Genomic DNA, 25,493 nt, shown 5'->3' with positions numbered 1-25,493 from the left:
CGCCATTTCGATGGCATAACGCGGCGGCGGAAGAATGAATCGCTATCCCATGTTCAGCCCGCAGCTCCTCGTCAGCTTCGTGGCCGTCTGCGAGACCAGCAGCTTCACACGCGCTGCCGACCGCGTCTCGCTCTCGCAATCCACCGTCAGCCAGCAGGTGCGCCGGCTGGAGGAGCTTCTCGGCAAGGTTCTGTTCGAGCGCACGTCCCATGAGGTGCGGCTGACCGAGGAGGGCATCAAGCTCCTGAGCTATGCCCGCCGCATCATCGCGCTCAACGAGGAGGCGCACGACGCGCTGACGGGGCCGTGGCGCGACGGCGTGCTCAGGCTCGGCATGCCGGAGGACTTCACCGTGCCGACGGTCGACCTGCTCGCCGCCTTCAAGCGCGCGCATCCGCACCTGCGGCTCGACGTGACCAGCGGGCTCAGCCCGGACCTCCACCGCGCCTATCTCCAGGAAGAGCTGGACCTCGTGCTGGTCAAGCAGCGCCGGGTGCACCTGCCGCGCGCCGCCCGGCCGGAGCCGCTGCTCTGGCTCGACAGCGAAAAGCACCCCGCCATCGAACAGTCCCCGGTGCCGATCGCCGTCTTCCCGGTGAACGGGCTCTACCGCGAGGAACTGTGCCGGATGCTGGACGGCCTCGGCCTGCGCTGGCGCGTCAGCTATAGCGGCGGCGGGCTGGCGGCGCTCGCCGCAGCCTCGGCCGCAGGGCTCGGCGTCAGCCTGCTGCCGGCAAGCTGCCGGCTGCCCGATCACCGCGTTCTCGGCAAGGCCGAAGGCCTGCCGCCGGTCGACGACTTCGAGCTTGCCCTGTTTTATCGCGACAATGCCGCGGCGATCACGCTCGACCTCGCCGAACGGCTCATTACGTTTTGCGGCCTCAAGCGCTAGTCCTATTGGCGAATCGAATAGCCAGCATTCTCAAATGTCGCTGCCATGGGGCGTACCCGTTGCCTAGAATGCACCATCCCTTTCACGCATGACGACGAGGAGACGATGTTGCAGCACGCCGTATCGCAGAGCCGCAGGGCCTTTCTGAGCCGCACCGGCCAACTTACCACCGCAGCCGCCGTCGCCGGCCTTTCCGGCGGCGCGAGCCACGCGGCCGCCGCCGACAACAAGGAGGATGCCATGGTGACATCCGTGAAGGACAGCCACTACCTCCTTGCCGACGTGCGGCTGGAAGAGGGCTTCGAGAAGGACGGCGACGTCATCGTCGCCACCCGCACGGCGCTCCATACGCTGGAAATCAAGGACGGCCGGATCGCGGCGCTGCATGCGGCCGGCGCGGCGCTGCCCACCGGGCTGCCAACCTACCAGGCGGGCGGCCAGCTTGCGCTGCCGGGCATGCGCGACATGCACATCCACCTCGACAAGACTTTCTACGGCGGCCCGTGGCAGGCCCCGCGCCCGCGCCAGGGCAAGACGATCATGGACATGATCGCGCTGGAGGAGAAGCTGCTGCCGCAACTGCTGCCGACCTCCGTCGAGCGCGCCGAGGGCCTGATCGCCCTCCTGCAATCGAAGGGCAGCACGGTCGCCCGCAGCCATTGCAACATCGATCCGGTGAGCGGCCTGAAAAGCCTCGAACACCTGAAGCTGGCGCTCGAAAAGCATGAAGACGACTTCGCCTGCGAGATCGTCGCCTTCCCGCAGCACGGCCTGTTGCATTCCAAGGTGGACGGGCTGATGCGCGAGGCGATGCAGCTGGGCGTCGAGTATGTCGGCGGGCTCGACCCGACCAATGTCGACGGCGCCATGGAAAAGTCGCTCGACGCCATGTTCCAGATCGCGCTCGACACGAACAAGGGCGTGGACATCCACCTGCACGAGACGAGCCCGGCGGGCGTTGCCGCGATCGACTACATGGTCGACACGGTGGAGAAGAACCCGGCGCTCAAGGGCAAGGTGACGATCAGCCACGCCTTCGCGCTGACGACGCTCTCGCCGGAGCGGCTGGAGGAAATGGCCGCCCGCTTCGCCGCGAGCGGCATCACCATCGCCTCGACCGTTCCGATCGGCGGGCTGATGATGCCGCTGCCGCAGCTTTCCAAGGCCGGCGTCTTCGTCATGACGGGCACGGACAGCGTGATCGACCACTGGTCGCCCTTCGGCAGCGGCGACATGCTGGAGAAGGCGAACCTGTACGCCCAGCTCTATCGCGGCTCGGACGAATACCATCTCTCCCGCTCGCTCGCCATTTCCACCGGCGGCGTCCTGCCGCTCGACGACGACGGCAACCGCGCCTGGCCGAAGGCCGGCGACGAGGCCGGCTTCACCCTGACCGGCGCAAGCTGCTCGGCCGAGGCCGTCGCCCGCCTGCCCGCCCGCAGCGCGACATTCCACAAGGGCCGCCTCGTTTCGGGAAGCGTCAGCAAGGCCACCGCATAAAACGAGAAGGCCGGCGCGATGCCGGCCTTTTCATTGTCTGATTGCGTGCTTCACGCGATCTTCTCGATTTCCAGCTCCTGCTCTCCGACCGTGACGACATCTCCCACGCCCTTGCCCATCAGCAGCCGGGCAACGGGCGAGACGTAGGAGATCGAGCCCGCTTTCGGGTCGGCCTCATCCTCACCGACGATGCGGTAGGTCTGGACGCGCCCGTCGTCGCGGTTGAAGGTGACGATGCTGCCGAAGGCGACGATATCGTTCGAGTTGGGCGGAGGGATGAGCTGGGCGGTGCGCAGACGTTCGGAGAAATAGCGAATGTCCCGCGCCGGGCCAGCCGTCTGGCGGCGGCGCTCGTTGACGTCGTCGATGCCGTTTGCCGCCTCGAAGGCCTCACGAGCCTCCTGAAGCTGCCGTTCCAGCGCCTTCAGGCCCGCCTCCGTCACGAGATTCGGGTGGGGTGAAACGGGCCTCTCCGGCAGCAGGGTTTCCGCTGCCGTTTCCGCGCTTTCTTCCTTGACGAATGCGACGCTCACGCTCGAACTCCGTATCTTGTCCTGCGTTCGATCTCTACGGAAATTCGAACAGGAATGCTACCGCAGCCAGATCGCGAGATCGGACGGCTTGCGCCCGCGGCGGGCCTGCGCGCCGAGTTTCTCCCAGGCGAATTTCTTCGCAGCGGCTTCGGCGGCTTCCCGGTTCGGGTAGGTATCGGGCAGAACATAGTCGCGGCCTTCGCAGCACAGAAGCGCCCGGCAACTCAGAACATCGAAATGCAACTGGATATTGGACTGTTCGTTCATCTCGCCCTCCCTTCAAGGCAAAGGGAGAAATTCGCAGTTCATCCGGATGTTCCCGGCCACCCCGTTTTGTCCAGAACGATTTTTTAAAGGGCCGGTTATTGCCGTCCGGCCTGCTCGGCGCGCATTTCGGCAAGCGCGCGAATGGCGTCCTGCCGGCCGGTTTCGCCGAGGGCTTCGAAGAGGCGGTAGGCATCCGCCCGCATGCCGAGATTCTTGTAGGAATAGGCGCGCAGCACCATCAGGTCGACCGGTTCGGCGCGGACCTGACTGCGCTGATCGAGGAAAACCAGCGTCTCGCGAAAGCGCTTCGCCCGGAAGCTGCTGACGGCCCGGTCCGTAAGGATCGATACCTGCAGTTCAGCACCGCGGCGGCTGTCGAGCTTGCCCTTGGTGGCCGCGACGGCCGCCTCGCTGGTAAGGCCGGCCCGCAAATAGGCAAGGCTCTGGCCATAGGCGGCATCGCTGCGGATGCTTCCTCCGCCGGCAAGCGCCGCCTCGAAGGCCTGCGCCGCCTCCATAGGCCGGTTTATCTCCATCAGGCACCAGCCGAGGGCGAGCGCATTTGCTGGCGACAGGCCGCTGGGGTCGCGCGTCGTGCGGCAGTTCGGGGCGCCTTCCACCCGCCGCGCCGTGCGCTCGGAGCGCTCAGGCCTGACGGCAACCTCCTCTACGACCCGTGCGCGGGTTCCGGCCATCTCCTCAACCGGCACGCGCCGCTCGGTGCGGGCGATGCGCGGCTGGCGCTCGCGGCGTAGGGGCGCCGCATCATCACTGGTATCCTCCTCGCCAAGCCGCGCGATGCGCTCGGAGCGAGCACCCCAGGCCTGCTTGACGGCGGCAAGGCCGGCGCCATCCTCCAGCCGCAGTCGCGCAACGCCGAGCCCGTAGGCGGCAGGCTCGTAGTCCGTCTTCCACTTCAGGACCTGAGCGAACCATTCCTCGGCCGTCCGCGGCTGGTTCATGGCGAGCGCATACCAGCCGAACTGCTCGCCGGTCTCCGGATGCTTCTCTTCCAGCGTCACCCCGGCGATGCGGTTCAACACCTTCGGCTCTAGCTTCGGCAGCGGATCGAGCGCCAGCAGGTTGGCGGTGGCGGCAAGATAGGTCTGCATCGCCTGGTCGGACGAGGTGCGCCAGGCATACATCGCCTCCTCCGCCTCGGCCGGCATCTTGCGCGCGAGCAGGATGAGGGCAAGGCCCTGCGATGCCGAGGCGGAATCCTCGGCGGCGCGCGCCTTGCGGAAGAAGGGTTCGGCGAGCGCATTCTGATCGCGCCGCAGGTGATACCAGCCGAGCAGGAGGGCGTCGGAGGCAAGCCCCTCGTCCGCCACCAGCTTTTCAACGATCTTCAGGTAGGCGGGCGAGACGGTGATCGCCGGATCCTCGTCGCCCTCGCCGACGAAGCGGCGGGCAAGATCGTTGCGGATCGCCTCGAATTCCTTGACACCGTCCGCCCCGGTGCGCTCGCGGGCAAGGAGGTCCTGCATGTCGGCATAGCCGAGCACGGTCGAGGCCTTCTGCACGGTGGCGACACGCACCGGTCCTTCCGTGCAGTTGTCCAGCATGTAGCCGTAGGCATCCTTGGCGCGCTGCACGCGGTCGGTCTTGAAGAAGGCCTCGGCCACACGCCACAGCACGTCGGCGTCGCTACAGGTCAGGAGGCTCGGCGTTTCGGCACCGATGCGCACCACCTCCTCGGGCTTGCCGGCATTCGAGGCCGCGACCAGCGCGGCACGCTTTTCCGCTATGTCGAGACGCTCGACGAGATCGGCCGGCGGGGTCCATTGCGCGTCCTCCTGTTGGCGCCTGGCGATCGCCGCGCGCACGTCCGCATAGCGCGACTGGCTGTAGAGCGCCCACATCTCCTCGAGCTGCCGGTCCTCGTTCTCCGGCACGGCAAGCGGATTTTCCGGCGGTATCCAGGTGGGGTAGAGCGCGCGCAGGCGGGCGATCTCGGCGTTCAGCCGGGCAGTATCGCCGCGCGCCGCGAAATAGCGCAGCGCGCTTTCATCGACGGCCGGCTTGCGCTCAGCGATTTCAGCGCCGCCGGAAGGCTGGACCGCCTGTCCGCTTTCGAGCTGTGCCACCTCCAGCCGCGGCTGCTTGCCCGTCTCGACGCCGCCGTTTTCCGATTCCTGCCCATTCGACCCGGTGCCGAGGCGCGGCAGGTCCTTCATCAGATCGCCGGGCACGCCGAAGGAAAGGCCGGCGACGCTCGCCGCGCCGGCTGAGATGAGGGCGAACGCCATCAGGATCGACTTCATCCCGAATTTCCTTCGGTACATCGAATGACACCCAGCTCCGGCTTGGACCGTGACGACACCATGCGTCAAGAACGCCGGGACATGTCGCCACGTCCCCCAAGAAGAGCCAACCAGCCCCGATAAAAGCGCGATAGGGTTAACCGCTAGTAAACAGGAGCCTAGACACCCCGGCCGAAACGGCGCAGCAGGCCCGACGTGGCGATACCGAGCAGGATCGACAGGGCGCAGAACAGCACCGCATAGGCAAGAATATTGGAGGACAGCCAGTTCGCGGCGACGAGCCTGAGATTGGCGAAGCTCCAGGGCTGCGTGACGACAAAACGGGTGCGGTTCACCGGCCGGGTGTCGAGCGCTTCGGCGCCCTTGCCGTCGAGGCTCGCCTGCCCGTCGAGCTGGCGCCAGCGATCGTCCTGCGCGACGGCGGTCATGCCGGCGCGAAGGTCCGCGCCGGTGGGGGCGGTGAGCACAGTCCAGGTCGCCGTCTGGTCGGGGCTGTCGCCCTGCGCGATCAGGAAGCGGGCATCCTCGCCGGGCGTAACCGGCTCCTCCACGCCGGGCAGGAGGCGAAGCGAGGAAAGTGAAATATCGAACGTGTCGTGCAGCCAGGTTTCGAGTGCGGAAATCTGTCCGCGCCAAGAGCCGCCGCGCACGCGCGACTGCCACTCGTTGAAGGCCTCCTGCGTTGCGCCCTGCTGGCCGTCGCCGGCCTTGGCGCCCCAGGAGGACGCGCTCTCGCCGGCAATGTGGGTCTGGCCGAGCACGAGCGGGGGAAGCTGCGAAATGGTGCCGACCAGGATGGCGTTGCGCTCGCCGATCGCCAGCGCGGAGGCTTCCGGCCGGACCTGCAGGGCACGTCCGCTCGCCACCGCCAGCTTGCCGAGGAAGGTGGCGCTCGCCGAGAGCGTGTCGGCATCGAGGCGGTCGAGATAGAGCGCGGTCGGATCGACCTGGCCGTTATAGGGCAGGCCGGTGCCCGAGAGCGCGGCGAGGTTCGGCAACTGGGCGATCCGCGCAAAACGCGGCGTGCGGAGCTCGGACGAATCGAACAGCGCGAAACGCGGCTCCTCCAGCGCGCTGGCGCCGGGGGCGCAGACCTTGTCCGCCTGCGTCATCAGCACGGTCTCGATGTCGATGCGGTTCGGGCCGGGACGGAAGTGCCGCATGGTCACGCGAATCGGCAGGTGGCGGAAGATGCCGCCATTGCGATTGGTGATCGGCAAGGTCGAGGCGATGTTGCCGTTGACGTAGATATCGATATGGCTGCCCGGCAGCACCTCGGCGGAATAGGCCGCATCGAGCAGCAGCATCGCTTCGCCATAGGCATCGGCGTAGAAATCCGAGGGGATGCCGATATCGAAGCCGGTACGGAAGCGCCGGCCGCTGAATTCGCCGGTGCGCACGCCGAGCGCGGCGAAGGTCAGCGACGTCTCGCCGGTCAGGAGCGGCATGTCCGCTGCGTTGCGTTGGCGCACGCTGAGCGCCTCGCGCGTCACGCCGATCGGCCGGTCGACGGGCGAGACCATGCCCTCGACCGCACCCTCGATGGACGGCCAGTCCGGGCCGCTGACGACGAAGATCTTGCGGTCGCCGGCCGGCGCGTCGACGAAGGTGGCGACGGCGGAAGAGCGCGCCGTCGCGGGCAGGCCCGGCAGCAGCGCCGCAAGGTCGCCGGCCGTGCCGACCAGCACGGTCATTTCGCCCGCCCCGGCCTTGGCCGGCAGGGTGTCGACGACGTCGAAGGTCTGGTTGGGCATCTTCGCCATCAGCGAAAGGCCCTGGCTCAGCCGCATCAGCGCGTTGGTGGCGGCGGGCTGGCCCATTTCCGGCACGACCATGACGAATTTCGTCTGGCCCGTCGGGCCGAGGCCGATGGCGGCGATGTCGTCGGTCGTAAGCAACCGGCCGCTCGGATCGGCCTCGACCGTGAGGAAGGTGCGCGCGGGGTCGATCGCCGTCCACAGATCGTAGGTCGAACGGATCGTGCAGTCGGTCCTGTGGCGCTGTACGGCATTGAACGTCACCCGGTTGATGCCGGGCCGCAGCAGGCCCGCGGGTATCTCGAAGCGGACGTCCCTGGTCCCCTCCGCCGATTGCACGGGGAGTTCGCCGACGACGGCGTCGTTGACGATGACGGTGAGCCTGGAGGATTCAGGCGCGATCACGACGGCGTTGGAATAGCCGAGGCTGATCGCGGTGGCGCTCGTCGCCTGCTGCTTGGTGAGGAAGACCGGGAAGGACTGGCTGGCGACCTCCCCTTCCAGCAGCAGGGATGCGGCCGGAATGATGTAGCGCCGCGCGGTGGTGTCGGGCGTCGCCGCCTTCTTCTCCGGCTCCCTCGTCTGCGTGGTAACGGGCTGGTCGCCGCCCGTCGCGGGCTTCGTCTCGACGGCCGGGCGTTCGCCCGACATGTCGAAGGGCACGCTGGGCTCCTGCGCGAAGGCGACGGAGGCGGACAGGGCGAGCGCGAGGCCGAGGAGCGGCAGCTTGCGAAGGCGCGTCACGGTGCGGCCTCCTTCTTGCCGCCGCCGAAGCTCCGCAGGAAATAGAGCAGGCCGCGGCTCGTCTGGTAGACCGCGACGCCGAGGAACCAGAGCGATCCGCGCAGCAGGCCGGGGTTGTAGCGGCGCGAGACCTGGAAATCGCTCCACTGGTTGGAGTTCGCGAAGATGAGGTCGGCGACCAGCGAATGGTGCCGGGCCTCTTCGGGCATGAAACGGCAGCCGATGGCGACGACATTGCCGAGATTTTCGACATTGCGGATATCGACCGGCAAGACTTCCTCGTGATCGCCCCCATAGGGCGTGAAGCGCAGTTCAGCGCGGCTGCCCGTCTGCGCCTCACCTTCCAGCCCGAATACCTGCACGCGCGCGCCATTGGCCGAGACGTTCTCCAGCGTGGCGGGGTATTCACGCCCCTCGGCGATGAAGGTGCAGCGGCGCTTGATGGTGACGCGCCGGCTCGCCGCCCGCTCGCTGCGCTCGGAGACGACGCCGAGGGCGCAGCCGGCGATGATGAGGTTCAGGAGGTTCCAGCCGCCGACGACGAAGGTCACGTCCGCCTTGTACGGCTCGGAGTAGAAGCGGTAGACGCTCATCAGGAAGGCGATGAACAGCACGGCGAAGATGACGAAGAACGGCCGGCTGATTTCGGACAGCCGCGCCACCCGGATCGATTCGTCCTTGGCCGTGACCTTGAAGGTCGGCTTGGTGGGGTTGAGCATGACCGAGACGACGGCCGGCAGAAGATGCACGCTCTGCACATATTCGTAGAGTTCCGAGATCCACGGCCAGCGGAACGAGCCGTAGAGGTAGTTCTGCATCATCAGGTTCACGAGCATATAGGCGAGCGTATAGCCGAGGAACTCGCCGCCGGACGCCGTGAAGATTTCGAGATCGAAGAACAGATAGAAGAGCGGCGCGAAGAGGAAGATCGTGCGCGGGAACGGGAAGAGCCAGAACAGCGTCGAGGACATGTAGCAGAGGCGCTGCGGCAGGGTGAGGCCGCGCTTCAGGAGCGGGAAGCGGAAGCGCAGGATCTGCATCATGCCCTGCGCCCAGCGGCTGCGCTGGCCGATGAAGCTGGCGAAGGTGGCGGGCTGCAGGCCGGCGATCAGCGGCTTGTCGACATAGACGCTGTTCCAGCCGCGTGAATGCAGCGCCAGCGCCGTCTCGCAGTCCTCGGTGATGGAAAGGCCGCTGAAGCCGCCCGCCTCGTTGAGCGCCGTGCGCCGCAGCACCGCCGCCGAGCCGCAGAAGAAGGCGGCGTTCCACTTGTCGAGACCGCGCTGGATGATGCCGTAGAACATCTCGTTCTCGCTCGGCATGGTCTCGAAGGTCCGCAGGTTCCGCTCCAGCGGGTCGGGATTGAGGAAGAAGTGCGGCGTCTGGACGAGGAAGAGCTTGGGATCGTCGGCGAAGTAACCGACGGTCTCGCGCAGGAAATCGCGCGCCGGCGCGTGGTCGGCGTCGAAGACGGCGATCAGATCGCCGGTCGAGTGCTGCATGCCGTTGTTGAGGTTGCCGGCCTTGGCGTGCTCGTTGCGCGCGCGGGTGAGGTAGTTGACGCCGAGATCGCGGCAGAGGGCCTGCAATTCGCGGTGCCGCGCCTCGGCCGTCTGGGCCTCCACCACAGCCGCGGCGTTGCGCTTCTGCTCCGTGCCGCCGTCATCGAGCAGCCAGACGGTGAGCTTGTCGGCGGGATAGTCCATCGCCTTTGCGGCAGCGAGCGTATTGGCGAGAAGCCCCATGTCCTCGTTGTAGGTCGGCACGTAGACATCGACGGAGGGCAGCCTGCCCTGCTCTGCCGTGCGGCTCTTGCGCGGCGGCAGGGGCATGGCGACGACAAAGAGGCTGAGCGCCAGCATCATCACGCTGTACATTTCGGCAAGATAGAGCAGGAAGCCGGGAATGAAGTTCTCGAGCTGGTTCAGCGGCGGCAGCGTGCTCGTCGTGCGCCAGTAGACGTAGCGCAGCACGACCGCGGTGCCGAAGGCGAGCGCGATGAGCCGCCAGATGCCCTCGGCGCGCAGCACCTTGATCACCGCCATGAAGGTCACGACGGCGATGCTCGCGATGAGCTGGGTCTGGAGATTGATGGGCAGGGTGATCACGAGGATCACGAGAGCGGAGACGAGCGCCCACAGGATGATCGTGCCGGTATGTCTCATTCACCGTCCTTCGCCGTCGCCATCATGGCACGTATCGGTCGGACATTACGCGCCATACAGTTAACGAAAAATGAGGCAGGCCACGACTTCAATCGCACTTCGCAGAACCGGAAGCTCCGGTGACGCAGACCGGCGACGGGACCACGACGGCCGCGTCGTCCGTCGCCGTCGCCCCGCCCGTCGGCGAGGGCACGACGACGGCGTTCTCCGTATCGACGGCCTCGACCTTGCGGACCGGCTTCCTTTCCGGAATCCGGCGCGTGACGGGAATGCTGTTCTCGCTCTCGACGCGGACCGCCGGCTCCACCCTGCGCTCCTCGAACGGCACGCGCAGCGGCTCGCCGCCGCCTACCTGGCTGTCGACGGATGCCGGCGTGCCGTAGGGGTTCCACGTCTGCCCGGAAAAGCCGCCGACGATCGTGTAGCCATACATCATCTCGACCAGCTCCTTCTCCGAGGCGCCGGCCTGGCAGACGCGCAGGCGGACCTGGATCATGCCGAGGCTGTTCAGCTTGTTGCGGTCGGCTTCGTCGGAGCGGATCTGCTGCCAGCCGTAGAGGCAGCCGTCATTGCCCGCGCCGCGCCCATAGGCGTAGCCGAACGGGCCATAGCCGTTGCGCACGAAATTCGCGGAGATCGGCAGCGAGCGGCCGGCGAAATAGGTGGCGATCTCCGCGCGGATCGCCGAATGGCGGACCGGCTTGAAGGCGAGCGCGCCGGCCGGCATGGCGACCGTCTCGGCGGGCCCGAAAGCCTGGATGCTCAGGAAATTCTGGCCCGACGTCGCCGCCGAGGTGGAGAGCGCGATCTGCTGCTCGATGGCGTTGGTATATTGCCGCTGGATCACGCCGACGATGGAGAGCGTGCCCGGCGCCGGCAGCACGAGCGCGCTTGCGGCCGGAACGGTCGTCGACAGCGTGGCGATGCCCGTTCCCGGGCGTGCCGCGCAGCCGGCAAGAGCCGTCGCCGTGATTGCCGTCAGCAGCGATGCCCCGCGAAGCATCTTGCCGCTACGGCGCAGAAAACGAATCGCCGCCGAATCACACATGGGAAAGTCATATTTCGCCACGGCGGAAATAGGAATCCCAAGAAATGGCAACGCCCCCTACAATTTGAGGGGGCGCTAAAGGATCAGATGATGCCGCCACCGCCGGCGGCGGAGGCCGGGCGCTCCGCGGCGACCTTGCGGCGGTAGCCGCTGGCACGGTAGGCCGCGACCGGATCGATCGCGCCGCCCGAACGGCGGCGGGCCTCGGCGAGGATCGGCTCCACGTCGGCGCGATAGGCGCGCTTGAGGGTTTCCGTCGCCATCAGCGCATCGTTATCCTCCTGGTAGCCGGCAAGCGCCGTGCGGTCGACAAGCAGCGCCTGCGCATAGGCGCGGCGGATTTCGTTCGCGCTGTTGATCAGGCTTTCGATCGGGTCCGTGACGTTGTGCGACTGGTCGATCATGTGGGCCGGGTGGAACCCTTCGCCGCCGCGGCCCTCCGCCTCCACCAGTTCGTTGAAGACGAGGAACAGCCGATAGGGCTCGATCGCGCCGGCATCGAGATCGTCGTCGCCGTATTTCGAATCGTTGAAGTGGAAGCCGCCGAGCTTGCCGAACTGGATGAGCCGCGCGACGATCATCTCGATATTGGTGTTCGGCGCGTGATGGCCGAGATCGACGAGGCACTGCGCCTTGGGGCCGAGCGTCTGGGCGATCAGGTAGTTGGTGCCCCAGTCCTGCACGACCGTCGAATAGAACGCCGGCTCGTACATCTTGTGCTCGGAGAACAGCTTCCAGTCGTCCGGCAGCGCCTTGTAGATTTCCGCCATCGACGCGAGATAGCGCTCGAAGGCCTTGGTGAAATTGCTCTGGCCTGGGAAATTCGAGCCATCGCCGACCCAGACCGTCAGCGCCTTGGAACCGATGGCCTTGCCGATCTCGATGCATTCCAGATTGTGCTCGACCGCCTGGGCGCGGGTTGCCGCATCCGTGTGGCTGAGCGAGCCGTATTTGTAGGAATGCGCCTGGCCGGGCGCGTCGGAGAAGGTGTTGGAGTTCATCGCGTCGAAGCCGAGGCCGAGCGTATCACCCTTCGCCTTCAGGTCCTTAACGTCCGTCTTGTCCCAGGGAATATGCAGCGAGACGGTCGGTGTCGCGCGGGTCAACTGGTGGATGACCGAGCAGTCATCCAGCTTGTCGAAGATGCCGCGCGGCTCGCCGGTGCCGGGGAAGCGGGCGAAGCGCGTGCCGCCGGTACCGACGCCCCAGGAGGGAACGGCGACGAAGAATTGCTCGACCTTGCGCGTGACGGCCTCGATGTCGATGCCGCGGCGGGCAAGGCTGGCGCCGAGCGCGTCGAAATCTTCCTCAAGCGCCCTCGCCCGCTTGTCGTTTTCCTGCGCGATGACGTCCTGCGCGATCTTGAACTCTGCCATTCCACCCTCCCTCTGCGCAGATCAGCGCGGAAAACTCTGCGCGTTGCCGGCATCGACGTTGATGATGTTGCCGGTCGATTTTGCCGAAAGATCGGATGCCAGGAAGTAGATCGCCTCGGCAATGTCCTCCGGGAAGACGTTCAGCTTCAGCATCGAGCGCTTGCGGTAATGCTCCTCCAGGTCGTCCACCTCGATCTTCGACGAGGCGGCACGCTGTTCGCGCCACTCGCCATCCCAGATCTTGGAGCCGCGCAGCACCGCGTCCGGATTGACCGTGTTGACGCGGATGCCCGCTTCGGCGCCTTCCAGCGCAAGGCAGCGCGCAAGGTGGATCTCGGCAGCCTTGGCCGTGCAATAGGCCGAGGCGTTCGGCGAGGAGGCAAGGCCGTTCTTCGACGCGACGAAGACCACGTTGCCGCCGAGATTCTGGCGGCGGAACAGCCGGAAGGCCTCACGCGAGACGAGGAAATAGCCGGTCGCGAGAATGTCGATGTTCTTGTTCCACATCGACAGTTCCGTGCTCTCGACGGGCGCGGAGGAAGCGATGCCGGCATTGGAGACGAGGATGTCGATGCCGCCGAATTCGACGCAGGCCTCCGCGAAAGAGGAAATCACGCCGGCTTCGTCGGTCACATTGAGCTTGACCGTTCGCACCGCATCGCTGCCGTATTTCTTCGCGAAGTCCGCACCGACATTTTCCAGCGCGCCCGCGTCGATGTCCGCAAGCACGACGCAGGCGCCCTCGCCCGCCAGCCGCTCGGCCGTCGCCCGGCCGATGCCGCCGGCCCCGCCGGTAACGAGCGCGACGCGGCCGGCAAGGCTCTTCGGCTTAGGCATGCGCTGGAGCTTTGCCTCTTCCAGCAGCCAGTATTCGATATCGAAGGCCTCCTGTTCCGGCAGCCCCTGATATTCGGAAACGGTGGAAGCGCCGCGCATCACGTTGATGGCGTTGACGTAGAACTCGCCGGCAATGCGCGCGGTCGCCTTGTCCTTGGCGAAGGAAAGCATGCCGACGCCGGGAACGAGGAAGATGACCGGGTTGGGGTCGCGCATGGCCGGCGAATTGCCGTGCTTGCAGGTCTCGTAATAGCGGGTGTAGTCGGCGCGGTAGTCTTCCAGCGCCTTGTCGAGGCCGGCGATCACGCCGTCCACATCGGGCTTTGCCGGATCGAAATCGACGATCAGCGGGCGGATCTTGGTGCGCAGGAAATGGTCCGGGCAGGACGTGCCGAGCGCGCCGAGCGGCTTCAACTCGCGGGAATTGACGAATTCGAGCACGGCGGCCTGGTCGTCGAAATGACCGAGCTTGCGCTCGCCCTTGCCGATACGGCCACGGATTTCCGGCATCAGTTTCGCGGCGACCGCACGGCGTTCGGCCTTACCGAGGCTCGTCGCGACGGCGCCGCCGAAGATCGTCCTGCCGTCCGTCTCGCGGGCGAACCAGTCGATCGCCTTGTTGATGATGTCGAGCGTCAGCAAATAGCAGTCCTTGGCATCGTCCGCCCAGGTGAAGAGGCCGTGGCTTTCGAGCACGACGCCCCTGGCCTTCGGGTTCGCCTTGACGAAGGCTTCGAGGTCGAGGCCGAGCTGGAAGCCGGGGCGGCGCCAGGGCAGCCAGCCGATGTCAGCACCGAAAATCTGCGCGGTCAGTTCCTTCGAATTCTTCGCGGCAGCGATGGCGATGATCGCGTCGGGGTGCATGTGATCGACATGCGCGAAGGGCACGAAACCATGCAGGGGCGTATCGATCGAGGCGGCGCGCGGATTGAGGTTGAAGGTGCAATGCGGCAGGAAGCCGACCATGCGGTCCTCGTCTTCCACGCCCCTGTAGATGCCCTTCAGGGCCTCGAGCTTGTCCATGTAGAGCGTGGCGAAGCCGTCGAGCTTGATCGTGCCGACATCGCCGCCGGAACCCTTCACCCACATGACGCGGACCTTTTCGCCCGTCAGCGGATCGGTTTCCAGCACCTTGGCCGACGTGTTGCCGCCGCCGTAATTGGTGATGCGCTTGTCGGCGCCGAGGAGGTTGGAGCGATAGAGCAGTTTGCCCGGCTCGTCGAGCCCGGCAGCATAGGCATCATCCCAACGTTTTTCGAGAAGGCGGGACTGACCCGTCATAATATCCTCCCTGGCTTGTCAATGCGCGGGACACCAAGCACGGCCTCCCGTCTCCTTCATCGGGAGCTATGACGCATTCCGCGGCGAACTGTCAATCAATTTTGATCATTAAAGATCATGTTGCAGCGCACAATGATCTTTTTTGATCGTTTGTGATTGACAGGATAAAACAAATGCGAATAAATCATACTTAGGAGGAGCCCCATGCACGAACGCGAACGCCATCGCATCATTTTGAGCGCTATCCAGGAAAAGCCCGTCGTGACGGTGCAGGATATCGCCGAACTGACCGAGGCATCCGAAGCCACCATCCGCCGCGACATCGCCGCCCTGCACGTTCAGGGCAAGCTGCGCCGTGTGCGTGGCGGCGCCGAGGCCGTGCATCCGCCGCAGCTCGGTAATCTGGCGGCGCGTCCCTTCAAGGTGTCCGAATCGATCAACATCGATCGCAAGCGCGCAATCGCCCGCCGCGCCGTAGAGCTGTGCGAGGAAGGCGACTCGATCATCATCAACGGCGGCACCACGACGTTCCAGATGGTGCATTTCATGTCGGCCCGCCGCCTGCAGGTGATGACCAATTCCTTCGCCATCGCCGAACATCTCGTCAAGCATTCCAAATGCACGGTCAGCGTTCCCGGCGGCGCGATCTACCGCGACCAGAGCCTCATCCTCTCGCCCTTCGACAATGACGCGATCCGCAATTTCTATGCGCGGCGCATGTTCATCGGCGCGCAGGGCGTCAACGCGCTCGGCATCATGGAATCGGACGCGCTGGTCATCCAGAGCGAGCAGAAGCTGATGCGGCAGGCGGAAGAGCTGATCGTCATGGTCGATTCCAGCAAGTTCGAGCGGCGCTCCAGTCTCATTTTATGCCCGCTGGAGAATGTGACGACGATCATCACCGACGACAGGATTTCGGACGAGGCGGCCGCGATGGTCGCCCATGCCGGCATAAGGCTCATTGCGGTCAAGCCCATGGCTTCGACCGAGAAGGAGGATTCCACCTCGGCAGCCTAACAAAAAGAGGGCGGCCGGGAGGAGTGACGTTGTTTTCAACACTGGGAGGAAGACCATGAAATTGTCCACGAAACTGCTCGCCGGCGCCGCGCTGGCGCTCGTCGCCATGATGTCCCCGGCCAGCGCCGCCGACATGAAGATCGCCCTCGTCGTCAAGTCGCTCGGCAACGGCTTCTTCGAGGCCGCCAACAAGGGCGCGCAGGAAGCCGCCAAGGAGCTCGGCGGCGTCGAGATCATCTATACCGGCCCGACGACGACGACCGCCGAAGGCCAGATCGAGGTCATCAACTCGCTGATCGCGCAGGGCGTCGACGCCATTGCGATCTCCGCCAACGACCCGGACGCCGTCGTTCCGGCGCTGAAGAAGGCCCAGCAGCGCGGCATCAAGGTCATCTCCTGGGATTCCGGCGTGGCGCCGGAAGGCCGCATCCTGCATCTCAACCCGTCGTCCAACGAGTTGATCGGCAAGATGTGCCTGCAGCTTGCCAAGAACCACCTGCCTGATGGCAAGGGTGACTTCGCGATCCTGTCGGCAACAACGACCTCGACCAACCAGAACACCTGGATCGAGGAAATGAAGAAGCAGATCAGCGACTTCCCGGGCCTCAACCTCGTCACCACCGTCTATGGCGACGACCTTGCGGACAAGTCCTACCGCGAGGCCAACGGCCTTCTCACCTCGCAGCCGAACGTCAAGGTCATCGTCGCGCCGACGACGGTCGGCGTTCTCGCCGCCTCGCAGGCCGTCAAGGATGCCGGCAAGATCGGCGAAGTCTACGTGACGGGCCTCGGCCTGCCGTCGGAAATGGCCGGCGCGATCAAGTCGGGCGCGACCAAGGAATTCGCCATCTGGAACCCGATCGACCTCGGCTATTCCGCCACCCAGATCGCCTATCACCTCGTCAAGGGCGACACGGACGGCGCGCCGGGCTCGGAAATCCAGGCCGGCCGCATGGGCTCGATCAAGATCGGCGACAACGGCGAAGCCGCCATGGCCGACCCGTTCGTCTACAATGCCTCGAACGTCGAAGAATTCGCGAAGATCTTCTGATCGGCAAACCCCCTCTGGCCTGCCGGCCATCTCCCCCACAAGGGGGGAGAAAATCCGGAGCAACGCCCCGCCCGCCGCAAGCTGTAGCATCGCGGCGGGGTAAGCCCCTCCCCCTTGTGGGGAGGGGTTGGGGAGGGGCCTCAAGGTGAAAGCAACCATGCCTGCCGCAACACAAAAGCACCATACCGTCCCGATGCCGGACGCCGCACAGGCGCCCATTCTGGAGATGCGCGGCATCTCGCAGATCTTTCCGGGTGTGAAGGCGCTCGACGGCGTCGATATCGCGCTCTATCCCGGCCAGGTGACGGCGCTGATCGGCGAGAACGGCGCCGGCAAATCGACGCTGGTGAAGATCCTGACCGGCATCTACCGCCCGAACGAGGGCGAGATCGTCATGGACGGGCAGCCGGTGACCTTCGCCAACGCCCAGGCCGCCATCGACGCCGGCGTGACGGCGATCCATCAGGAGACCGTGCTGTTCGACGAACTGACGGTCGGCGAGAACATCTTTCTCGGCCATGCGCCGCGCACGCGCTTCGGCCTCATCGACTGGAAGACCATCAACGAGCGCGCCAGCGCGCTGATGCACCAGCTCGAAAGCAATATCGATCCGACGATCAAGCTGAAGGACCTCTCCATCGCCCAGCGGCATCTGGTGGCGATCGCCCGCGCGCTTTCGGTAGAGGCGCGCATCGTCATCATGGACGAGCCGACGGCAGCGCTGTCGCGCAAGGAGATCGACGACCTCTTCCGCATCGTCGAAAACCTCAAGCGGCAGGGCAAAGCCATCCTCTTCATCAGCCACAAGTTCGACGAGCTCTACGAGATCGCCGAGAACTACGCCGTCTTCCGCGACGGCCGCATGGTCGGCGGCGGCAGGCTCATGCAGACACCGCAGGAGGAAATCGTGCGGCTGATGGTCGGCCGCGACGTGCACGACGTCTTCCCCAAGGTCGCCGTTGCGATCGGCGAGACCGTCTTCAAGGTCGAGGGCTACTGTCACGACACCGAATTCCGCGACATTTCCTTCGATCTCCGGCGCGGCGAAATCCTCGGCGTCTACGGCCTCATCGGCGCGGGCCGGTCGGAACTTTGCCAGTCGCTATTCGGCATGACGGTTCCCGCCTCGGGCAAGACCTTCCTCGACGGTCGCGAAATATCGATCCGCTCCTCCGCAGACGCCATTGCCGCCGGCATCGTCTATGTGCCGGAAGAGCGGGGCCGCCATGGCCTGGCGCTGGAAATGCCGATCTACCAGAATATGTCGCTGCCCTCGCTCGCCCGCACCTCGGCGCGCGGCTTCCTCAAGGCCATCAACGAATTCGCGCTGGCGCGCAAATATGCCGAGCGGCTGGATCTTCGCGCCGCCGCGCTCTCCGTGCCGGTCGGCACGCTTTCGGGCGGCAACCAGCAGAAGGTGGTGATCGGCAAGTGGCTCGCCACGAAGCCCAAGGTCATCATCCTCGACGAGCCGACCAAGGGCATCGACATCGGCTCCAAGGCGGCCGTGCATGCCTTCATCTCGGAACTGGCCGGCGAAGGCCTCTCGATCATCATGATCTCTTCCGAGCTGCCGGAAATTCTCGGCATGTCGGACCGCGTCATGGTGATGCGCGAGGGCCTGATGGCCGGCATTCATGATCGCGCGGGACTGACGGCGGAAACGCTGGTGCGCGCGGCGACCGGCAATGCGTAGGGGCGGATGATGATGCAGCGTCTCTTCAAGAACCGCGAACTCCTGCTGGCGCTGATCATCGCCGCGATGATCGCAGGCTTTGCCACGCGCGCGGCCGGCTTCGCCGCCCCCGGCAACCTCGCCAACATCTTCAACGACACGTCGATCCTGATCATCCTGGCGCTTGGCCAGATGACGGTGATCCTGACGAAATCCATCGACCTTTCGGTTGCCGCCAACCTCGCCTTCACCGGCATGGCGATCGCCATGCTGGATGCGGCCTATCCCGGCCTGCCCTTGGCGCTGCTCATCGTGCTTGCCATCGGTATCGGCGCGGCGCTCGGCGCGATCAACGGCTTCCTCGTCTGGCTGCTACAGATCCCGCCCATCGTCGTGACGCTCGGCACGCTCACCATCTATCGCGGCATGGCCTTCGTGCTGTCCGGCGGCAGCTGGGTGAACGCCCACCAGATGACGCCCGACTTCCTCAACCTGCCGCGCCTGCCGGTGCTCGGCCTGCCGATCCTCTCCTGGGTCGCCATCGCCATCGTGCTGATGATGTGGTTCGTGCTGACGCGCACGCCCTTCGGCCGCTCGACCTATGCCTCGGGCGGCAACCCGACGGCGGCCGTCTATGCCGGAATCGATGTCGGCCGCGCGCGCTTCCTCGCCTTCGTGCTGTCGGGCGCGCTTGCCGGCCTGTCGGGCTATCTCTGGGTGTCACGCTATGCGGTCGCCTATGTCGACATCGCCGCCGGCTTCGAACTCGACAGCGTCGCGGCCTGCGTCATCGGCGGCATTTCGATTGCCGGCGGCATCGGCACGGTCATCGGCACCGTGCTCGGCGCGCTCTTCCTCGGCGTCATCAAGAACGCCCTGCCCGTCATCGGCATTTCGCCCTTCGCGCAGATGGCCATCTCGGGCGTCGTCATCATCCTCGCCGTCGTCTTCAACGCGCGGGCCGAGAAGAAGAAGGGCCGCATCATCCTGCGCGACCGCGCCGCCAAGGAGACGCCGGCATGAGCACCGTGACATCAAGCGAAACCCGCCGCCAGATTCCCGACCGGCTCGGCACGCCGCTGAAGCGGCTGCTCGCAAGCTGGGAGGTGCTGCTGTTCTGCGTGGCGGTCGTCATCTTCATCGCCAATTCGCTCGCCTCGCCCTATTTCCTCGACGCCTGGAACCTCTCGGACGCGACGTTCAACTTCACCGAGAAGGCGCTGATCGCCTTCGCCATGGCGCTCCTGATCATCGCCGGGGAGATCGACCTTTCCGTCGCCGCGATCATCGCGCTCGCCTCCACCGCCATGGGCGCGGCGGTGCAGATGGGCGTGGGCACGCCGGGGCTCGTCGCCATCGGCATCGGCACCGGCCTTGCCTGCGGCGCGTTCAACGGCCTGCTCGTCGCCGGCCTCAAACTGCCCTCCATCGTCGTCACCATCGGCACGATGAGCCTCTTCCGCGGCATCTCCTATATCGTGCTCGGCGACCAGGCCTATGGCAAATATCCCGCCGACTTCGCCTATTTCGGGCAGGGCTACGTCGTCTGGGTGTTCTCCTTCGAATTCGTGCTGTTCCTCGTCTCGGCCGTCCTCTTCGGCGTGCTGCTGCACAGGACGAATTTCGGCCGCCAGGTCTATGTCATTGGCAACAATGCGATGGCCGCCCGCTTTTCCGGTATTCCGGTCGATAGGGTGAAGTTCATCCTGTTCCTGCTGACCGGCCTGATGAGCGGCATCGCCGCCGTCTGCCTCACCTCGCGCCTCGGCTCCACCCGCCCCTCGATCGCGCAGGGCTGGGAGCTGGAGGTGGTGACCATGGTCGTGCTCGGCGGCGTCTCGATCCTCGGCGGGGCGGGAACCATTGCCGGCGTCGTCATCGCCGCCTTCGTCATGGGTCTCGTCACCTTCGGCCTCGGCCTGCTCAACGTGCCGGGCATCGTCATGTCCATCTTCATCGGCCTGCTGCTGATCGTCACCATCGCCCTGCCGATCGTTGCGCGCCGGATAAAACATGCAAGGAGAGCCTGATGGAACGGCACGCCTTCAAGATGAAGCTCCATTCCGGCATGGAGGCGGAATACAGGAAGCGCCACGACGAGATCTGGCCCGAGCTGGTCGACCTGCTGCATGAGGCGGGCGCATCCGACTATGCCATCTATCTCGACCCGGAGACCAACATCCTCTTCGGCGTCCTGACCCGGCCGAAGGACCACGCCATGGCGGCTTTGCCCGAACATCCGGTGATGAAGCGCTGGTGGGCACACATGGCCGATATCATGGAGACCAACCCGGACAATTCCCCCGTCCAGAGCGACCTCGTTCCTGTCTTCCACATGCCATGACCGCTTATTCCCGCATCGCCGTCCTCGATATCGGCAAGACCAATGCCAAGGTCGTCGTGCTCGACGCCGCGACGGGCGGCGAGATCGCCGTCGCGCGGATGGCCAATGCGGTCCGAAAGGATGGCCCCTACCCGCATTACGACGTGGAAGCGCTCTGGGCCTTCACGCTCGACGCCCTCAGGCGTTTCGCCGGTAAGCCGGGCTTCGACGCCATCTCGATCACCACGCACGGCGCCTCGGCCGCGCTGCTCGATGCCGATGGCGGGCTTGCCCTGCCGGTGCTCGACTATGAGTACGACTATCCGCAGGATATTCGTGACGCCTACGACGCGCTCCGTCCGCCCTTCGGCGAGACGCATTCGCCGCGCCTGTCGATGGGGCTCAATGTCGGCGCGCAACTGCATTACCAGAAGACCGCCTTTCCGGAAGCGTTCGCCGGGGTGGCGGCCATCGTCACCTATCCGCAATACTGGGCGGCGCGCCTGACCGGCATCGCCGCCAACGAGGTGACCTCGCTCGGCTGCCACACCGACCTGTGGAACCCGCAGGAAGGCGGCTATTCCTCGCTGGTGGATACACTCGGCATCCGCCCGCTGATGGCGCCGATCCGCCCGGCGTTCGATGCGCTCGGCCCGGCGCTGCCGGCGGTCGCCGAGGTGATCGGCGTCTCGGTCCCGGTCTATTGCGGCATCCACGATTCCAACGCCTCGCTGCTGCCGCATCTGGTGGCCCGCGCTGCGCCCTTCTCCGTCGTCTCGACCGGCACATGGGTGATCAACTTCGCCGTCGGCGGCGATCTCGACCATCTCGACCCGCGGCGCGACACGCTCGCTAATGTCGATGCCTATGGCCGCGCCGTGCCCTCCTCCCGCTTCATGGGCGGGCGGGAATTCGAGATCCTGTCGGCGGAAATCGGCGACGTCGCGGAGGAGGACGTGCGCGCCGCCCTGCCGGTGGTGATCGAAAAGGCGTGCATGCTCACGCCGAATGTCGCGCCGGGCTCCGGCCCCTTCCCCGGCCATGAACGGCGATGGGTGAATGCCGAGGGCGCAAGCGCCGCCGAGCGCCAGGCCGCGGCCCGCCTCTATCTCGCGCTGATGAACGAGGCCTGCCTCGGCCTGATCGGCGCCAGGGGACCGACGATCGTCGAGGGCCCTTTCGCGACGAACGGCCTCTATCTCACTCTCCTGGCCGCGCTGACGGCGCGCCCCGTCATCGCCGTTCCCGGTTCGACGGGCACCAGCCAGGGCGCCTCGCTGCTCACCGGCATCAAGCCGGTTTCGGCACCGGAAACTGAGGTCGCGCCACGCGTCATCGCCGGGCTGGGCGCCTATCGCGCGGCCTGGCTTCAGGCCGTCAATCCGCGCTGAGCGCCACGGCCGGCTGCAGGTGGGAGGCGTTGCGCGCCGGCAGGTAGCCGAAGACGAGGCCCGTCAGGAACGAGCAGGCGAAGGCGAGCGCCACGGGGCCGACCGTGAAGCTGACCGGCATGCCGAAGACCTTGGCGAGCCCGCCGATGGAAAGCCCCAGCACCACGCCGATGGCGCCGCCGATCGCCGAGACGACGAGCGCCTCGATCAGGAACTGCAGCAGGATATCCCGCCGCCGCGCGCCGGTCGCCATGCGCACGCCGATCTCGCGCGTGCGCTCGCGCACGCTCACCAGCATGATGTTCATCACCCCGATGCCGCCGACCAGAAGCGAGATGGCGGCGACGGAGCCGAGGAAGAGCTTCATGGTGTTCGACGTCTCGGTGAACGCCTCGCGCACCGAGGACATGTTGGTGATCTGCGTGTCCTCCGCCTTGTGCCGCTTATTGAGTAGCGACTGGATGGCGTCCTGCGTCAGGTCGATGGCGGAGGCATCCTCGACCTGGACGGTGATGGTGCGCACGTTGCGCTGGCCGAACAGCCGCATGCTGCCGGTCGAGAGCGGCACCAGCATCACGTCGTCCTGGTCGTTGCCGCCGGCGCTCGCACCCATCTCGGCCATCACGCCAATCACCTGGAAGGGGATCTTGTTGACCAGCACATATTGGCCGAGCGGATTGCCGCCATCGGGAAACAGCGTCTTGGCCACCGTCTGGCCGAGCACGGTCACCGGCGCATACGTGTCCATGTCGTCGGCATTGATGAACTCGCCCGAGCCGACCGCCCAGGATTTCGCGCGCGGGAAGGCCGGCACCGTGCCGTTGGCCGTCGTCTGGTAATCGATATTGCCGTAGCGCACGGTCACGGAACTCGTCATTTCCGGCACGGCGAAGGCGACGTTCGGCAATTCGAGGATGGCGTCGGCATCCGAGGGAACAAGGGTTACGGGAAAACTGCCGCTGCCACCGCGGAAACTCGCCATGCTTGGCCGCACCAGCAGGAGGTCCGAACCCATCGCGGAAATTCGGTCGAGCACGGAATTCTGCGCGCCCGTGCCGATCGCCAGCATCGCCACCACGGAACCGACGCCGATGACGATGCCGAGCAGCGTCAGGACGGTGCGGAAGAGATTGGCGTGGAGCGCCCGGAAAGCCATCTTGATCGCTTCGGAAATATCGGCGATGGCGGCCGAGCCTTCCTTCACCGCCCTTTGCAGGCCGGCCGCCGCCTCGGCGGACGGGCGGGCCTTGCGGGCGCGGTCGGCGATGATGCGCCCGTCACGGATTTCGATCAGCCGGTCGGCGGCTTCCGCCACCTCACGCGAATGGGTGATGAGGATGATCGTATGGCCGTCCTCGTGCATCCGGCGCAGGAGCGCCATCACCTCCTCGCCGCTCTGGCTGTCGAGTGCGCCCGTCGGCTCGTCGGCGAGGATGACGCGGCCGCCGTTCATCAGCGCGCGGGCGATGGAGACGCGCTGCTGCTGGCCGCCCGAGAGCTGGTTCGGGCGGTGATCGAGCCGGTCGCCGAGCTTCAGCGAGCCGAGCAGCGCTTCCGCCCGTTCCTGCCGGTCGCGTGCCGGAAGGCCGGCATAGATCGCCGGCACCTCGACATTCTCGCGGGCGCTTGCGGTCGGGATGAGGTTGTAGCTCTGGAAGACGAAGCCGAAGGTGCGGCGGCGCAGCGCGGCAAGGTCGTCGCTCTCGAAACCGGCGACGGGCTCGCCGTCGATCAGGTAGTCGCCCGATGTCGGCTGGTCGAGACAGCCGAGGATGTTCATCAGCGTCGACTTGCCGGAGCCGGACTGGCCGATGATCGCGACGAATTCCCCCGCCTCGATATCGAGCGAGATGCCGTGCAGCACCTCCACGGCGAAGTCGCCGTTGTAGAAGGTCTTGGTGACGTCCCTAAGCGAGATGAGCGCCGTCATGGCCGCGCCCTCAGAACATCGGCGGCATACGCATGCCGCGCCGCGAATTCCGGTCCCCGCCGGACGAATTGCCGCCGCCTGCGGTGACGACGACCTGATCGCCCTCGGCAAGGCCGCTCTTCACCTCGACGCTGACGCGGTTGCGGATGCCGGTCTCGACCGGCCGCGCCTCGCGCGCACCGGAGGCCGTGACGACAGTCACTTCCGCCGTCGGCTTGCCGCCGCCTTCGGGGCGCGTCATCGAGATCGCGCCGGCCGGCACGACGAGCACGTCGCGCGCCGCGGCCTGCACGAAGAAGACCTGCGCGCTCATCGACGTCATCAGCTCGCCCTCCGAGTTCGGCACGTCGAACAGCGCATTGTAGAGCACGACATTGTTCTCGACGGTCGGCGTCGGCTCGATCTGCCGGAGCTTGCCGTTGAAGCGCTTGCCGGGCTGGCCGAGCAGCGTGAAATAGGCCTCCATGCCCGCCTTGAGGCGGCCGACATCGGCCTCGGAGACCTCGGCGCGCACGGTCATGGTGGAGAGGTCGGCGATGGTGACGATGGTCGGCGCCGTCTGGGCGGCGTTCAGCGTCTGGCCTTCCTTCACAGGGCTGGCGACGATGGTGCCGGCCATCGGCGCGTAGATCTTGGTATAGCCGAGGTCGACCTCGTCGCCGGCCAGCGTCGCCTGCTGCTTGCGGATCTGCGCCTCGGTGGCGTTGACGTCCGCCTCCGCCGCGGCAAGATCGGCGACCGCCTGGTCGAGCGCCTGCTGGGCGGCGGCGCTGCCGGCGACCAGGTTGCGCTGGCGGGCGATGTTCGCCTCCTTGAAGGTGAGCTGCGCCCTCTTGGAGACGAGCTGCGCCTGGAGATTGGCAAGCTCGGCCCGGTTGATCTCGATGCGGTTCTCGATGGTGGCGGGATCGATCTCGGCGAGAAGCTGGTCCTTCGTCACCGTATCGCCGATGGCGACATGCAGCACCTTGAGCTGGCCGGAGACCTGCGCGCCGGCATCGACGGACTTCACCGCCTCCAGCGTGCCGACCGCCGTCACCGCATTCTCGATATCGCCACGCGCCACGGCCTGCGTGATGACGGCCGTCGTCGTCTCGGCCGGGGCGTAGGCGCGCCAGCCGTAATAACCGGCGCCGGCAAGGATGGCGATGACCGGCAGCCACAGCCAGGCGCGCGAACGCCGCTTGCGGCGGGCCGGCGGCACGGCGCCGGGCATGAAGGTGACGTTCGTCGGGCTCGCCGCGTCGGCGGCCTTCTCTTCTGTTTTCGGTCGTGCGGTCTTGCTCATCGGCGTTCCATAGGTCGAGGCCGTGCCTCTCGCGTCCCTTTGAATGACATGTGACACCGGAAGCCCTTCAGGAGAAGCCCTTGGGATCATTATATTTCTGTAATGTTTTGCGCCGCCGCCAGCCTCGCTCAAGGATTTTGCCGCACTAATTTAG

19 protein-coding genes are annotated in these 25,493 nt (G+C 66.0%); 9 read left to right on the top strand and 10 right to left on the bottom strand.

The features are described 5' to 3' along the window. Positions 1 to 34 precede the first annotated feature (34 nt). Together Q9316_RS03685 and Q9316_RS03680 are read left to right on the top strand one after the other, a co-directional pair. On the top strand, positions 35 to 892 hold the full coding sequence (locus tag Q9316_RS03685) for a LysR family transcriptional regulator (RefSeq protein ID WP_306033897.1): 858 nt from the start codon (positions 35 to 37) through the stop codon (positions 890 to 892). Between the two features lie 105 nt (positions 893 to 997). Next, a complete protein-coding gene (locus tag Q9316_RS03680) occupies positions 998 to 2,392 on the top strand; it encodes an amidohydrolase family protein (protein ID WP_306033896.1) in 1,395 nt (464 codons plus the stop codon). 50 nt (positions 2,393 to 2,442) lie between these two features. On the opposite strand, the gene greA is transcribed toward Q9316_RS03680, so the two are convergent. The 8 genes from greA to Q9316_RS03640 all read right to left on the bottom strand — a co-directional run bounded on the left by greA (position 2,443) and on the right by Q9316_RS03640 (position 14,664). Then, complete coding sequence (gene greA, locus Q9316_RS03675; protein ID WP_306033895.1) at positions 2,443 to 2,925, bottom strand: transcription elongation factor GreA; 483 nt, start codon at positions 2,923 to 2,925, stop codon at positions 2,443 to 2,445. A gap of 57 nt (positions 2,926 to 2,982) precedes the next feature. Beyond that, complete coding sequence (locus Q9316_RS03670; RefSeq protein ID WP_306033894.1) at positions 2,983 to 3,192, bottom strand: hypothetical protein; 210 nt, start codon at positions 3,190 to 3,192, stop codon at positions 2,983 to 2,985. A 95-nt stretch (positions 3,193 to 3,287) separates the two neighbouring features. Beyond that, a complete protein-coding gene (locus Q9316_RS03665) occupies positions 3,288 to 5,456 on the bottom strand; it encodes a cellulose synthase (protein ID WP_306033893.1) in 2,169 nt (722 codons plus the stop codon). A 158-nt stretch (positions 5,457 to 5,614) separates the two neighbouring features. Continuing rightward, on the bottom strand, positions 5,615 to 7,957 hold the full coding sequence (locus tag Q9316_RS03660; RefSeq protein WP_306033892.1) for a cellulose biosynthesis cyclic di-GMP-binding regulatory protein BcsB: 2,343 nt from the start codon (positions 7,955 to 7,957) through the stop codon (positions 5,615 to 5,617). Next, positions 7,954 to 10,122 carry a UDP-forming cellulose synthase catalytic subunit gene (bcsA, locus tag Q9316_RS03655; protein WP_306033891.1) on the bottom strand — a complete coding sequence of 723 codons (2,169 nt, stop codon included), beginning with the start codon at positions 10,120 to 10,122 and terminating at the stop codon, positions 7,954 to 7,956. Before bcsA ends, Q9316_RS03660 begins: the two co-directional genes overlap by 4 nt. A gap of 88 nt (positions 10,123 to 10,210) precedes the next feature. Continuing rightward, positions 10,211 to 11,170, bottom strand: a complete 960-nt coding sequence (bcsN, locus tag Q9316_RS03650) for a cellulose biosynthesis protein BcsN (protein WP_306033890.1) — start codon at positions 11,168 to 11,170, stop codon at positions 10,211 to 10,213. An 83-nt stretch (positions 11,171 to 11,253) separates the two neighbouring features. Then, positions 11,254 to 12,546 carry an L-rhamnose catabolism isomerase gene (gene rhaI / locus Q9316_RS03645; protein WP_306033889.1) on the bottom strand — a complete coding sequence of 431 codons (1,293 nt, stop codon included), beginning with the start codon at positions 12,544 to 12,546 and terminating at the stop codon, positions 11,254 to 11,256. 21 nt (positions 12,547 to 12,567) lie between these two features. Further along, a complete protein-coding gene (locus tag Q9316_RS03640; RefSeq protein ID WP_306033888.1) occupies positions 12,568 to 14,664 on the bottom strand; it encodes a bifunctional rhamnulose-1-phosphate aldolase/short-chain dehydrogenase in 2,097 nt (698 codons plus the stop codon). 204 nt (positions 14,665 to 14,868) lie between these two features. Between Q9316_RS03640 and Q9316_RS03635 the strand changes: the two genes are divergently transcribed. The 7 genes from Q9316_RS03635 (at position 14,869) to Q9316_RS03605 (ending at position 22,121) form a co-directional block, all read left to right on the top strand. Next, the gene (locus Q9316_RS03635) at positions 14,869 to 15,681 is read left to right on the top strand and encodes a DeoR/GlpR family DNA-binding transcription regulator (RefSeq protein ID WP_306033887.1); all 813 of its coding nucleotides are present in this window, start codon (positions 14,869 to 14,871) and stop codon (positions 15,679 to 15,681) included. A 55-nt stretch (positions 15,682 to 15,736) separates the two neighbouring features. Next, positions 15,737 to 16,732, top strand: a complete 996-nt coding sequence (gene rhaS / locus Q9316_RS03630) for a rhamnose ABC transporter substrate-binding protein (RefSeq protein WP_306033886.1) — start codon at positions 15,737 to 15,739, stop codon at positions 16,730 to 16,732. A gap of 157 nt (positions 16,733 to 16,889) precedes the next feature. Next, positions 16,890 to 18,428 (top strand): sugar ABC transporter ATP-binding protein, encoded by a 1,539-nt coding sequence (locus Q9316_RS03625; protein WP_306033885.1) that lies wholly within the window; start codon positions 16,890 to 16,892, stop codon positions 18,426 to 18,428. A gap of 12 nt (positions 18,429 to 18,440) precedes the next feature. Beyond that, a complete protein-coding gene (locus Q9316_RS03620) occupies positions 18,441 to 19,430 on the top strand; it encodes an ABC transporter permease (protein WP_306035197.1) in 990 nt (329 codons plus the stop codon). Continuing rightward, the gene (locus Q9316_RS03615) at positions 19,427 to 20,437 is read left to right on the top strand and encodes an ABC transporter permease (protein WP_306033884.1); all 1,011 of its coding nucleotides are present in this window, start codon (positions 19,427 to 19,429) and stop codon (positions 20,435 to 20,437) included. The genes Q9316_RS03620 and Q9316_RS03615 overlap by 4 nt, the downstream gene beginning before the upstream one ends. Further along, positions 20,437 to 20,751 (top strand): L-rhamnose mutarotase, encoded by a 315-nt coding sequence (rhaM, locus tag Q9316_RS03610; RefSeq protein WP_306033883.1) that lies wholly within the window; start codon positions 20,437 to 20,439, stop codon positions 20,749 to 20,751. Before Q9316_RS03615 ends, rhaM begins: the two co-directional genes overlap by 1 nt. Then, positions 20,748 to 22,121 carry an FGGY-family carbohydrate kinase gene (locus tag Q9316_RS03605; protein WP_306033882.1) on the top strand — a complete coding sequence of 458 codons (1,374 nt, stop codon included), beginning with the start codon at positions 20,748 to 20,750 and terminating at the stop codon, positions 22,119 to 22,121. The genes rhaM and Q9316_RS03605 overlap by 4 nt, the downstream gene beginning before the upstream one ends. On the opposite strand, the gene Q9316_RS03600 is transcribed toward Q9316_RS03605, so the two are convergent. After that, positions 22,108 to 24,051, bottom strand: a complete 1,944-nt coding sequence (locus tag Q9316_RS03600) for a MacB family efflux pump subunit (protein ID WP_306033881.1) — start codon at positions 24,049 to 24,051, stop codon at positions 22,108 to 22,110. The genes Q9316_RS03605 and Q9316_RS03600 overlap by 14 nt on opposite strands. A gap of 10 nt (positions 24,052 to 24,061) precedes the next feature. Then, positions 24,062 to 25,339: an efflux RND transporter periplasmic adaptor subunit gene (locus Q9316_RS03595; RefSeq protein ID WP_306033880.1), complete on the bottom strand. Its 1,278-nt coding sequence runs from the start codon at positions 25,337 to 25,339 to the stop codon at positions 24,062 to 24,064. Positions 25,340 to 25,493: the final 154 nt, after the last annotated feature.

It is taken from the genome of Shinella zoogloeoides, from assembly GCF_030733845.1.
Classification (GTDB): domain Bacteria; phylum Pseudomonadota; class Alphaproteobacteria; order Rhizobiales; family Rhizobiaceae; genus Shinella; species Shinella zoogloeoides_C.
The sequence above is the reverse complement of the archived record's forward strand: the minus strand, read 5'-3'. Positions and strand labels throughout refer to the sequence as shown.

Coding starts and splice junctions, on each gene's coding strand:
- Q9316_RS03605 (WP_306033882.1), top strand. CDS start 20,748: ATGACCGCTTATTCCCGCATCGCCGTCCTCGATATCGGCAAGACCAAT.
- Q9316_RS03680 (WP_306033896.1), top strand. CDS start 998: ATGTTGCAGCACGCCGTATCGCAGAGCCGCAGGGCCTTTCTGAGCCGC.
- Q9316_RS03595 (WP_306033880.1), bottom strand. CDS start 25,339: ATGAGCAAGACCGCACGACCGAAAACAGAAGAGAAGGCCGCCGACGCG.
- Q9316_RS03635 (WP_306033887.1), top strand. CDS start 14,869: ATGCACGAACGCGAACGCCATCGCATCATTTTGAGCGCTATCCAGGAA.
- Q9316_RS03620 (WP_306035197.1), top strand. CDS start 18,441: ATGCAGCGTCTCTTCAAGAACCGCGAACTCCTGCTGGCGCTGATCATC.
- rhaS (WP_306033886.1), top strand. CDS start 15,737: ATGAAATTGTCCACGAAACTGCTCGCCGGCGCCGCGCTGGCGCTCGTC.
- bcsA (WP_306033891.1), bottom strand. CDS start 10,122: ATGAGACATACCGGCACGATCATCCTGTGGGCGCTCGTCTCCGCTCTC.
- rhaI (WP_306033889.1), bottom strand. CDS start 12,546: ATGGCAGAGTTCAAGATCGCGCAGGACGTCATCGCGCAGGAAAACGAC.
- Q9316_RS03625 (WP_306033885.1), top strand. CDS start 16,890: ATGCCTGCCGCAACACAAAAGCACCATACCGTCCCGATGCCGGACGCC.
- Q9316_RS03685 (WP_306033897.1), top strand. CDS start 35: ATGAATCGCTATCCCATGTTCAGCCCGCAGCTCCTCGTCAGCTTCGTG.
- Q9316_RS03670 (WP_306033894.1), bottom strand. CDS start 3,192: ATGAACGAACAGTCCAATATCCAGTTGCATTTCGATGTTCTGAGTTGC.
- rhaM (WP_306033883.1), top strand. CDS start 20,437: ATGGAACGGCACGCCTTCAAGATGAAGCTCCATTCCGGCATGGAGGCG.
- Q9316_RS03665 (WP_306033893.1), bottom strand. CDS start 5,456: ATGAAGTCGATCCTGATGGCGTTCGCCCTCATCTCAGCCGGCGCGGCG.
- bcsN (WP_306033890.1), bottom strand. CDS start 11,170: ATGTGTGATTCGGCGGCGATTCGTTTTCTGCGCCGTAGCGGCAAGATG.
- Q9316_RS03615 (WP_306033884.1), top strand. CDS start 19,427: ATGAGCACCGTGACATCAAGCGAAACCCGCCGCCAGATTCCCGACCGG.
- Q9316_RS03600 (WP_306033881.1), bottom strand. CDS start 24,051: ATGACGGCGCTCATCTCGCTTAGGGACGTCACCAAGACCTTCTACAAC.
- Q9316_RS03640 (WP_306033888.1), bottom strand. CDS start 14,664: ATGACGGGTCAGTCCCGCCTTCTCGAAAAACGTTGGGATGATGCCTAT.